The organism is Vicinamibacteria bacterium (genome assembly GCA_035620555.1).
In the GTDB taxonomy this organism is placed as follows: Bacteria; Acidobacteriota; Vicinamibacteria; order Marinacidobacterales; family SMYC01; genus DASPGQ01.
In genome coordinates this window covers 1-10,518 of the sequence record DASPGQ010000569.1, presented here as the reverse complement: position 1 = coordinate 10,518, position 10,518 = coordinate 1, and the positions used below count along the sequence as shown (strand labels likewise).

Below are 10,518 nucleotides of genomic sequence, written 5' to 3'. Positions count from 1 at the left end.
CAGAAGGATCGGATCGTCTACATCCACTTCGAGGGAGAGAATCTCTACTGGTTTCCTGTCTTCCGGGGCTCATTCAAGAGAGAGTGGTTTCGACGCATGGAGCCCGAGCTAAGGACGCGGATACGGAAACGGAAGTAGCTCTTTGGTCCGTCGGGCAACTGTTACCGTGTTTCGTCTTCGACAGCGACGGCGATCCGTTCGAGCAGTTGCTCCACTCGTTCCATGAAAACAAGGTTGCGTTCAAAGGACGACTGTTGCTGCTGCCCATATTTGCGCATGAAAACAACCAGGAAGCCGATTCCAATTAGAATCGGTGCCCAACTGATGAGCATTCCTACCCAAGTCATTGATCCGTTGTCCATGTATCCCTCCTTGCTTCGAGCGGACCCTGCGGATCTCACCGCGAGGTGATGGAGACATTCACAACGCCAGCGGCGGTCGGCGCTCGTTGAACCGGGTCGCTTCCTCGAAGGCGTGGGCGAGCCGGAGCACGTCGAGCTCCCGCCGGTGACGGCCCACGATCTGGAGTCCGACGGGAAGCCCGGCTTCGGAGAACCCGGCCGGCACCGAGAGAGCGGGTTGAGCCGTGAGACTGATGAAGTAACAGCTCTTCATCCAATCGATGTAGGTTTCCATGGTGACTCCTTCGATCTCGCGCACCCACTCGACTTCGATGGGGAATGGCAGCACCTGAGTGACGGGAAGGAGGAGAAATTCGTAGGTCTCCATGAACTCGCGCATGCGATGAAAGAGAGCGGCGCGCCCTCGCTCGGCGCGCATGAGCTCGCTCGCAGTCAGCGCGAGCCCTTTCTCGATGTTCCAGATCACGGTGTCTTTCATCAGCGCGCGATGCTCCTCGAGCTCATGGGCATGGGCGAGAGCGAAGCCGTGTGCCCGCAGCGTCTGAAAAATCTCCGGCGCCCAGCGCAAGTCGGGGCTGGCCCGCTCCACTTCGCAACCGAGCTCCGAGAATACGGGCAGGCTATCCTCGAGAGCTTCCACGATCTCGCGCGCCACGGGAAAGCCATCGAGGTCGGGGCTCCAGGCGATTCTCGTCCCCCGGAAGTCCTGCTCGAGCGACTCGCGGAAGACTTCGCCCCGCTCGGCGAGAGCAATCGGGTCCCGGGGATCAGGACCCGCCATGACCGAGAGGAGCAGTCCGACATCCGCCACCGTGCGCGCCATCGGTCCGAGCACGTTCAAGCTGTTCCAGGGATCGACCACCGGATAGCGCGGTACGCGGCCGGGCGATGGCCGAAGGCCTACGACGTTACAGAATGCGGCCGGATTCCGGAGCGATCCTCCGAGATCGCTCCCATCGGCGAGAGGGACCATTCCGCACGCGAGTGCGACCGCCGCACCGCCACTGCTTCCGCCGCACGTCCGCGTCGGATCGTAGGGGTTTCGAGTGCGCCCGAACACCGAGTTGAACGTTTGAGAACCGGCACCGAACTCGGGAGTGTTGGTCTTACCGAGAACGACGGCGCCTGCGGCCTCGAGCCGTTCGACGAAGAGCGCGCTCCGCTCGGGGACGTGATTCTCGTAGATACGAGAGCCGAAGGTGGTTCGGATGCCTCGCGTCCGCTCCAGGTCCTTGACGGCCAGGGGGATTCCGTGGAGCGGCCCGAGGCTCTCACCTCGCATCGCTCTCTCGTCTAGCAAACGCGCGCGTTCACGAGCGAGCTCGGGAACGAGAGTTACGATCGCGTTCACTTTCGGGTTGACGCGCTCGATCTGGTCGAGGTGCGCCTGGAGCAGCTCGACCGCCGAGACTTCTTTCACGCGAACGAGGCGGGCGAGCTCGCGCGCCGGGAGGAAACACAGCGGGGATGGGCTCATTCCCGTCTATCGGATGCTCGTCAACCTGGACGCTTCCGGGGTGATTCGTTTAAGCTTCGTCTCCATGATCCCTTTCCTCTTGCTGTTCAACGCTCTGACGGCAAGCCAGGAGAACGCGGCTCTCCATGAGCGCAGGCAGCTTCTTGAAAAGGCGCAGGCAATCGTACAAGCCACGCAAGACTTGGAGATTACCACCGCCGAGGCGCGTCGTCGCGTCGAGCTCTTGCTGAAAGAGCTCCGAAGCTGGGCCGACACCCACGGTGTCGGGCTCGTAGCCCGCTCGCGTACCTACGCCGCCCCAGCCAGGGGCCGGACCGAGCCCTTGACCGCCAATCGCTGTCCGCTCTTCTTCGAGGACGACATCGAGGAGCACGACGAGATCTGTCCGCTCGACCTTTCTCGCTCCGAGGTCTGGGGAGGGAGTGTCGTCTTCTGCCGCTACGTCTGTGCTCCATCACCCCGCTAGAGCGCTGCACGTCGCGCTCGTCGAGCCGGAGATCCACTGGAATACCGGCAACGCCGGCCGCACGTGCCTCGCGACCGGCGCCACGCTGCACCTGATCCAGCCATTCGGCTTCTCGCTCGACGACCGAGAGGTGCGCCGTGCGGGTCTGGACTACTGGCCACAGGTGTCGGTCGAGACATGGAGCAGCTTCCGAGAATTCGAAGGAGCGATCTCGAACCTCGGGGAGGCGTTCTTCTTCACTCCCGACGCCGAGCGCACCCTTTGGGACGTCGCGTACCCCCCTCGCGTCGTTCTCGTATTTGGCTCGGAGACCCGCGGACTCTCCCGCGAGATACGGGACCGCCATCGGGATCGGCTCGTCTCGCTGCCGATGGAAAACAGGAATGTAAGGGCGTTGAATCTCTCGACGGCGGTAGGAGTCGCCCTCTACGAAGTCCTGCGGCAGTGGCGTTCGGCGGGCTCGGGCCAACTCGTTTCCGGACTGGCACCGACGGGAGATCGAGGCTAGCATCTCTTCAGTGAAAGAGCAGTACAGCGCCGAGGACCTCGCCGAGTGGCATCCCGAGGAGAAACTGGGGCGAGCGGGCGAGCCGCCGTTCACCCGCGGGATTCATCCCTCGGGCTACCGCGGCCGCTTGTGGACGATGAGGCAATACGCCGGGTACGCGACCGCCTCGGAGTCGAACCGCCGTTACCGCTATCTCCTGGACCAGGGGCAGAGTGGGCTTTCGGTGGCATTCGATCTGCCCACGCAAATCGGATACGACTCCGATCATGACCTCGCCCGGGGCGAGGTGGGCCGGGTCGGGGTCGCCATCGATTCGATCGAGGACATGGAGACGCTGTTCGAAGGAATTCCCCTCGATCGCGTGTCCACATCGATGACGATCAACGCCACGGCGAGCATTCTCCTCGCACTCTACGTTGCCGTCGGTCGCAAGCAAGGCGTCGCTCCCGAAAAACTCTCGGGAACGGTGCAAAACGACATCTTGAAGGAGTACGTGGCGCGAGGAACCTATATCTACCCGCCGGGCCCCTCGATGCGTCTGGCGACCGACGTCATCGCCTATAGCAGACGAGAGCTCCCGCGGTTTCATCCCATCAGCATCAGCGGATACCACATCCGTGAGGCCGGAGCCACGGCGGCCCAGGAGCTCGCCTTCACCCTTGGCCACGGCATCGCATACGTCGAAGCGGCGGTCGGCGCCGGACTCGACGTCGACGACTTCGGCCAAAGGCTCTCGTTCTTCTTCAACGCCCATCGGAACTTCCTCGAGGAGATCGCAAAATTCCGGGCGGCGCGGCGCATGTGGGGCCAGATCCTGCGCGCCCGTTTCTCGTCGAAGAACCCCCGCGCGCAGATGCTCCGCTTCCATACTCAGACGGCCGGCTCTACGCTGACGGCCCAGCAGCCCAACGTGAACGTGATTCGATCGACGCTCCAGGCACTCGCCGCCGTTCTCGGGGGAACGCAATCGCTTCATGTCAACGCTCTCGACGAGGCCCTTGGGCTTCCCAGCGAAGAGACGGCCGAGCTCGCTCTTCGGACCCAGCAGGTGATCGCCTACGAAAGCGGGGTGGCGGGAACGGTGGACCCGTTCGGCGGCTCCTACGCCATGGAATCGCTCACCGATGAGATTCAGACCGAGGCCGAAGCGATTCTCCGGGAGCTGGACCGGAGGGGGGGCGCTCTTCGGGCCATCGAGGGGGGCTGGCCTCAGCAGCAGATTCGCGAGTCCGCCTATCGCTTTCAGAAGGCAACCGAGGCGAGAGAAGCCATCGTCGTGGGGGTCAACGCCTTCGAATCGAACGAGCCGGTCTCGATCGAGCCGTTCTCGATCGACGCCGCCGTCGAAAAATCCCAGATCGAGCGCATCCGCAGAATGCGTCAGATTCGCGACGCGTCCAGGGCATCGGAAGCCCTCGACGCCGTCGAGCGCGCCGCGAGCACGGACCGCAATCTCGTGCCCGTGATCCTGGAAGCGGTGGAAGCGCGTGGCACGCTGGGTGAAATCGCCGACCGGATGCGCCGGGTATTCGGGGAGCACCGCGCTGGCTGAGCCGCTCGAGATGGCGACTCCGATTCTCCAGATAGAACGGCTGACCACGTGCTTGCCGACCGACACGGGACTGATTCGACCCGTCAACGACGTCTCGCTCGTCCTATCGGAGGGCCAGACCCTGGCGCTGGTCGGTGAATCCGGGTCGGGCAAATCGATGCTCGCCTTCTCGGTCATACGGCTTCTTCCCGCGAACGGCTGGTTCGAGAGCGGCCGCATTCTCTGGAAGGGGAAGAACGTCCTCGACATGGACCGAGAGCCTCTGAGGAGAATCCGCGGCAAGGAGATCGGATTCATTTTTCAGGAGGCGGGGGCGGCGCTCAATCCCGTGCGTACCATCGGCGCCCAGTTGTCGGAAACGCTGAGGACCCACCTCGTCCTGTCCCGGGCCGAGGCTCGGGATCGCTCCATCGAGCTCCTGCGCGAAGTCAAGATTCCCGAGCCCGAGCGCCGGGTGAAAGACTATCCCCACCAGCTGAGCGGGGGGATGAAACAAAGAGTGCTGATCGCGATGGCGATCTCGTGCGATCCCGAGCTCGTCATCGCCGACGAGCCCACGACCGCTCTCGACGCGACCCTGCAAACGAGGATCCTCGACCTGCTTCAAAAGCTCAAGGAGGAGCGCAAGCTCGCCATGCTCCTCATCACCCACGACCTGGCCCTGGTGCGCAAAAACGCCGAACGGGTCGCGGTGATGTACGCGGGCCGGATCGTGGAAGAGGCGACCACGTCCAGAATCCTCGAGGCTCCGCAACATCCCTATACCGAGGGCCTCTTCGAGTCGCTTCCCCGATCCCGGGGCGCGGCTCCCGGCAAACGGAGGCTGGCCGCCATGACGGGAACCGTTCCGCATCTGGCCGCACTGCCGATTGGCTGCGCGTTCGAGCCCCGTTGCCCGGTGAAGTTCGAGCCCTGTCACCGTGAAGTCCCTTCTCTCGCCGGCGTGGAGGACTCGGGTGACCATCGGAGCGCCTGCTATCGAAACCAGGCCGTCCTGGACGCGATCGAGGCCCGTTCGTGAGCGCTCTGGTCGAGATCCGCGACCTGGTGAAGCGATTTCCCGTTCGCCAGGGGCTTCTCAAAAGACACGTGGATGACGTCCGGGCGGTGGATGGGGTGAGCCTCGACATCATGCGCGGGGAAACGCTCGCCCTCGTCGGCGAGTCGGGCTCGGGTAAGAGCACCCTGGGCCGGCTCATCCTTCGGCTCCTGACGCCCAATTCGGGCAGCGTTCGCTTCGACGGCCTCGACGTGCTCGCCCTGCCACGGGAGCCTTTGAGGAAGCTGCGCCGCCGGATGCAGATTATCTTTCAAGATCCCTACAGCTCTTTGAATCCAACGATGACGGTGCGGTCGATCGTTCGTGAGCCCTTGACCATCCACCGCATCGGCTCGCGCGCCGAGCGCGCCGACAAGGCCATCGAGCTTCTGCGGCTCGTGGGCCTCAAGCCCGAGCTAGCCGGACGCTACCCCCACGAGCTTTCCGGAGGCGAACGTCAGCGCGTCGGCATCGCCCGGGCGATCGCTCTCGAGCCGGAGTTCCTCGTCGCCGACGAGCCCGTCACCGCACTCGACGTTTCGGTGCAGGCTCAGATCCTCAACCTCCTGCTCGACTTGCAGGAAAAGCTGTCTCTCACCTACCTCTTCATCGCCCACGATCTCAGGGTCGTCGAGCATGTGAGCGATCGGGTCGCGGTGATGAATCGCGGCCGGATCGTCGAGCTGCGCTCGCGCGTCGATCTCTTCACCGATCCCCAGCACGAGCACACGCGCATGCTCCTGTCCTCGATTCCCGGAGCCTGACCTCGACGTTCGTGCAGCGGCGAAACCGCCGGCGGTAGAATCGGCCCTCGAGGAGAAGATGCGATGAAGCAACTGTGCTTGTTCCTCGCCCTTGCTGGCACGGCCTCCGCCGACGAAAGCACCGAGGTCCGCCGCTCGGTCGAGCACTTTCTCGACCTTCTGGGAGGGCTGCGCCACTATGCGCTCGAGCAGTACTTCACTCCCGATGCCAACGTCACCACGGCACGATCGACGAGAAGCGGCTTCGTTCACCGCACGGTGAACCTGCGCGAATGGCTCGAGGAGCTCCGGGAGGCCCCGGACACCCGACCGTTTCGCGAGGTTCTCTCGAACGTGGAGGTGCGGGTGGAAAGCGGCACGCTCGCTTTCGTTCGCGCCGACTTCGAGATCGTGAGAGACGAGGGAGTCGTGTCTTCCGGAGTCGATTACTTCACTCTCGTGCGAAGGGACGGAACGTGGAAGATCGCGTCCATCGCTTACACGTCGATACCCGCCACGCCGGCATCCGAGCCCGAATCCCCCCTTACCCGCGAGCTTAGGGGCATGCTCGACGCCCTCGAAGCCAAGAGCTCCCTCTACGCGAAGCATCTTCCCAGCGGACGGGAGATTGCCATTCGTGCCGACGAGCCGATGAATACCTTGAGCGTCATCAAGGTCCCGATCCTGGTCCTCGCCTACCGAGACCAAGAGGCGGGGCGGCTCGATCTCGACGAGCGTTATCTCGTGAGACCCGAGGACCGGAGACGGGGTAGCGGCCTTCTACAGACGTTCGCCCCCGGGTTGACGCCGACCTACCGCGACCTGGCAACCCAGATGATCGTGACCAGCGACAACACCGCCACCGATATCTTGATCGAAAAGGTGGGTCTCGAGCGGGTGAACGCGCTTCTCGCGGAGCGGGGTTACGAGACGCGTCTTCTCCGAACGACCGGAGAGCTCTTCCGCCGGGTTTGGGTGCTCCTGGATCCGAAGAACGCGTCGCTGTCCCACGCCCAGGTGTTCGAGAAAGGCTTTCCTTCGGACGAGGGAGCATTCGAGCGATCGTTCGCATTCGAGGGAAACCCCGACGAGTGGCTGGGCCGGACGACGGCGCGCGAGACCGGCCGGCTTCTCGAGCAGATTCTGGCGGGAGAGCTCGCCAGCCGGGAATCGAGCGACGAGATGATCGCGATCCTGAAGCGGCAGTTCTACGCCTCGCGGCTTCCCCGACACCTGCCACGAGGGATCGCGATCGCCCACAAGACGGGCGACTGGCCTCCGATTGCGGGAAACGACGTCGGGATTCTCTTTCATCCCGGGGGACCCACGGTGGTCTCGGTCTACGTCAACCAGAATCGAGGCGACTTCGTGCACGTCGAGGAAACGATTGGCGACATCGCCCGAAAGCTCGTTGAAGCCTGGGGGGAGTGAGGCTAACGCGTCGCAGCCACGACGTGCTTCGGGGTGATCTCGCGGATCGATGTCGTTCCCGACTGCTTCATCACGATCTCGAGCTCGCGGCGCAAGACATCGAGGACCGCTTCCACACCCGCCTGCCCGAAGGCCGACAAGCCCCAGAGGTAGGGCCGCCCGATACAGACGGCGGTGGCTCCGAGGGCGAGAGCCTTGAAGAAGTCGGTTCCCCGGCGAAAGCCGCCGTCGATCAGGACGGCGATGCGTCCGGAAACGGCATCCACGATCTCGGGGAGACACTCGATGGTTGAGCGGCGGCTCGCCTCGGCGCGGCCGCCGTGGTTCGAGACGATGATGCCGTCGACGCCCGCCTCGACCGCGAGACGCGCGTCCTCGGCGGTGACGATTCCCTTGATCAGGACCTTCATCGTCGTGTGGTCACGAACCTGGCGCACGTAGTCCCAGGTGAGGCTTTCGGGGTAGTCGTCGTCGTCGGGAAGCTCGAGCACGTCGTAGTTCGGGGTGTTCCTCTTGTCCAGGTGACAGACCGAGCACTCCCTTTCGTCCTTCATCGCATACCGCTTCACCGTCTCGCGGTTGCTTCCGCCGAGGAGATCGACGGTGAGCACGATGGCGGGGCAGCCCGCCCTCTCGGCCCGTGAGACGACCGCTTTGGTGACGTCCCAGCCGGCGCGCGGGTAGAGCTGAAACCATACCGGCTCCCCTCGAGCGGCGTTCACCTCCTCGACCGAGTGGGACGAGACGTTCGAGAGCATCTGCAGGTGGGTCTTGGCCTTCGCGGCGCGGGCGACGGCAATCTCGCCCTCGGCGTGGAACGCACCGTTGCTGCCGGTGGGGGCGATGACGATGGGCGTGGGCCAGCGCGTTCCCAGCACGTCCACCGACAGGTCGATCTCGCGAACGTTCACCAGCCGTCTCGGGCGAAGCTGGAATCGCGTGAACCCGTCTCGATTCGCCTGAATGGTTGCGTCGTCGTCCGTCCCGGTAGCGAGGTAGCCCCAATGTGCCGGTGGAAGGGCCTTTTCCGCCACGCGCTCGAAGTCGAAGACGTTGACGGCATCCTCGGGCGACGCGATGAGGCCATCGCCCCGGCCCGCGTAGCGGCGCGTCGACTGGACGGTCGTGAGCGCGGGAAACCCCAGATAGGCGAGCGCCGGGCTCCCTGCGAGGAATTTGAGGAGCTGCCGCCGTGATTCTGTCTTGTTCGGGCGCTTCATGACGCGCCTTCTATCACGGTCGGTGCCGTTCCGACTACTTTAGAGTGCTCAATGCCGTGGCGGGACCCGTAATAGATCGTGCCGCCACGGCTCGGGATGCCTACGGCGCGGCAAGCGCGCCGGGCTCGCTCCGCTCGCGCAGGCTGGACTGCACTTTTTCATCAGCCTGCTGACTAGACCTCGACCCACTTCCGCCGTGCATCGAGTCGCTTTCGATGGTATAAATACGCGAACCTCACAGACACGATTCGATGCAGTTCGACCTCTTCGATCCCGGTAGCAACACGATTCTCGGCGCGACGAGCTACGAAGAGCTCAAGAAGCGTCTGGAGACGAGCGAGTGCTCCAAGTGCGCCCTGCACCGCGGGCGGTCGACGATCGTCGTCGACCGCGGGAACCCGAGGGCATACATCATGACCATCGGCGAGGGACCGGGCGAGCAGGAGGACCGCCAGGGTCTCGCGTTCGTAGGCCGCGCGGGTCAGCTCTTCGACAAGATCATGAGCGCCGTCGGGATCGACACGAATCGCGACATGCTGATCGCCAACGTCGTGAAATGCCGCCCGCCCGAGAACCGCAGTCCGAAGCAGGAAGAGGCGGCGGAGTGCATTCCCTATTTGAAGCGCCAGATCGAGCTCGTCCAGCCCAAAGTGATCTTGCTGCTCGGGGCCACCGCCCTCAAGCACATCGACAAGTCCAAGTCGACGTTCCAGATGGGGGACGAAGCGGGAAAATTCTTTACGCTGTACGATTACCCCGGCATCCAGTTCATGGTTCTCTACCACCCCGCCGCTCTTCTATACAACGCGAAGCTCAAGCCGGCGATGTGGTCACACGTGAAGCACCTCCGGCGCTACCTGGAGCAGAACGGGCTATTCCGGACGGCACGAAAGAGCGCCTCCTAAGTCAGGGCCACTTCGCGACCTTGACCACGACCTCGAGTACCTGCTCGTCGCGGCGAATCTTGGCGCTCACCCGGTCTCCCGGCCGGAACTGCTGGAGGATGACTGACGCCCTTTCGCTCGATTTCACCGGGCGTCCCTCGATCTCGACCAGCACGTCGCCTGGCAGGAGCCCTGCCTCCGAGGCCGGGCCGCCGCTGGCGACATAGGCGAAGCGAACCCCATCGCCGGCGAAGTTGGTGTCTACCCCGACGCCGAAATAGGGGGTTGGACCATCATCGCCCGGCGCGGTGGGCATCGGACGCGCCGGCCGACTCGGCGCGTTCAGAAGGTAATCCACGAGCTGATAGCTCACCTCGAGAACGCGCTCCATCCCTTCATAGCTGATGAACTGGGGGTCGTCCGTCGGCTTGTGGTAATCGCCGTGGAGGCCGGTGAAGAAGAAGACAGAGGGAATGCCGGCGCGTACGAAGGGCGCGTGGTCGCTCGCATCCGCTCCCGAGAATCGCCTCGAAAGAAAGAGGCCCTCGTCATCGAGGCTGGTCTGCACCAAGTCCGAGAGCTCGGGAACCAAATCGAGACCGGCAAGGAACAAACGGCCGTGCCGCAGCCGCCCGATCATGTCGAGATTCACCATCGCCACCGTGCTCGAAAGTGACAGCACTGGATGGGACGTGTAATGAGAAGAGCCGCGTAGTCCGATCTCTTCACCGGCGAAAGCGGCGAAGACGATACCTCGAGGCCGATCTTCGATCTTGGAGAACAGGCGCGCCAGCTCGATGACACCCGCCACGCCGGAGGCGTTGTCATCGGCGCCG

The 10,518-nt window shown here is 63.9% G+C and carries 10 protein-coding genes and 1 pseudogene; 7 read left to right on the top strand and 4 right to left on the bottom strand.

The genetic code is table 11. The features are described from left to right. Positions 1–161: 161 nt before the first annotated feature. Entirely contained in the window at positions 162–362 is a 201-nt protein-coding gene (locus VEK15_23045) for a hypothetical protein (GenBank protein HXV63596.1), read from the bottom strand. Positions 363–420: 58 nt separating this feature from the next. Continuing rightward, positions 421–1,839 (bottom strand): amidase, encoded by a 1,419-nt coding sequence (locus tag VEK15_23040; GenBank protein ID HXV63595.1) that lies wholly within the window; start codon positions 1,837–1,839, stop codon positions 421–423. 64 nt (positions 1,840–1,903) lie between these two features. Between VEK15_23040 and VEK15_23035 the strand changes: the two genes are divergently transcribed. From VEK15_23035 to VEK15_23010, 6 genes and pseudogenes are all read left to right on the top strand, one after another. Next, on the top strand, positions 1,904–2,305 hold the full coding sequence (locus VEK15_23035) for a hypothetical protein (protein HXV63594.1): 402 nt from the start codon (positions 1,904–1,906) through the stop codon (positions 2,303–2,305). Further along, positions 2,286–2,813 carry a tRNA (cytidine(34)-2'-O)-methyltransferase gene (locus VEK15_23030; GenBank protein ID HXV63593.1) on the top strand — a complete coding sequence of 176 codons (528 nt, stop codon included), beginning with the start codon at positions 2,286–2,288 and terminating at the stop codon, positions 2,811–2,813. The genes VEK15_23035 and VEK15_23030 overlap by 20 nt, the downstream gene beginning before the upstream one ends. A 10-nt stretch (positions 2,814–2,823) precedes the next feature. After that, positions 2,824–4,365 carry a methylmalonyl-CoA mutase family protein gene (locus VEK15_23025; GenBank protein ID HXV63592.1) on the top strand — a complete coding sequence of 514 codons (1,542 nt, stop codon included), beginning with the start codon at positions 2,824–2,826 and terminating at the stop codon, positions 4,363–4,365. A gap of 10 nt (positions 4,366–4,375) precedes the next feature. Continuing rightward, the gene (locus VEK15_23020; GenBank protein HXV63591.1) at positions 4,376–5,386 is read left to right on the top strand and encodes an ABC transporter ATP-binding protein; all 1,011 of its coding nucleotides are present in this window, start codon (positions 4,376–4,378) and stop codon (positions 5,384–5,386) included. After that, positions 5,383–6,159: pseudogene (locus tag VEK15_23015) on the top strand (ATP-binding cassette domain-containing protein). The gene VEK15_23020 and the pseudogene VEK15_23015 overlap by 4 nt, the downstream one beginning before the upstream one ends. A 72-nt stretch (positions 6,160–6,231) precedes the next feature. Next, positions 6,232–7,578, top strand: coding sequence for a serine hydrolase (locus VEK15_23010; protein ID HXV63590.1), 1,347 nt, complete (start codon positions 6,232–6,234; stop codon positions 7,576–7,578). Positions 7,579–7,580: 2 nt separating this feature from the next. Here VEK15_23010 and VEK15_23005 read toward each other — a convergent pair whose 3' ends face one another. Then, positions 7,581–8,798, bottom strand: coding sequence for an alpha-hydroxy acid oxidase (locus tag VEK15_23005; GenBank protein ID HXV63589.1), 1,218 nt, complete (start codon positions 8,796–8,798; stop codon positions 7,581–7,583). Positions 8,799–9,049: 251 nt separating this feature from the next. Between VEK15_23005 and VEK15_23000 the strand changes: the two genes are divergently transcribed. After that, entirely contained in the window at positions 9,050–9,703 is a 654-nt protein-coding gene (locus VEK15_23000; protein HXV63588.1) for a uracil-DNA glycosylase, read from the top strand. A gap of 1 nt (position 9,704) precedes the next feature. Here the strand turns inward: VEK15_23000 and VEK15_22995 are convergent. Continuing rightward, on the bottom strand, positions 9,705–10,518 hold an 814-nt coding region (locus VEK15_22995), incomplete at its 5' end, for a M28 family peptidase (GenBank protein ID HXV63587.1).

What these genes read in the sequence shown, in the direction of transcription:
- VEK15_23045 (HXV63596.1), bottom strand. Translation starts at nt 362, where the DNA reads ATGGACAACGGATCAATGACTTGGGTAGGAATGCTCATCAGTTGGGCA.
- VEK15_23040 (HXV63595.1), bottom strand. Translation starts at nt 1,839, where the DNA reads ATGAGCCCATCCCCGCTGTGTTTCCTCCCGGCGCGCGAGCTCGCCCGC.
- VEK15_23035 (HXV63594.1), top strand. Translation starts at nt 1,904, where the DNA reads ATGATCCCTTTCCTCTTGCTGTTCAACGCTCTGACGGCAAGCCAGGAG.
- VEK15_23020 (HXV63591.1), top strand. Translation starts at nt 4,376, where the DNA reads ATGGCGACTCCGATTCTCCAGATAGAACGGCTGACCACGTGCTTGCCG.
- VEK15_23010 (HXV63590.1), top strand. Translation starts at nt 6,232, where the DNA reads ATGAAGCAACTGTGCTTGTTCCTCGCCCTTGCTGGCACGGCCTCCGCC.
- VEK15_23005 (HXV63589.1), bottom strand. Translation starts at nt 8,798, where the DNA reads ATGAAGCGCCCGAACAAGACAGAATCACGGCGGCAGCTCCTCAAATTC.
- VEK15_23000 (HXV63588.1), top strand. Translation starts at nt 9,050, where the DNA reads ATGCAGTTCGACCTCTTCGATCCCGGTAGCAACACGATTCTCGGCGCG.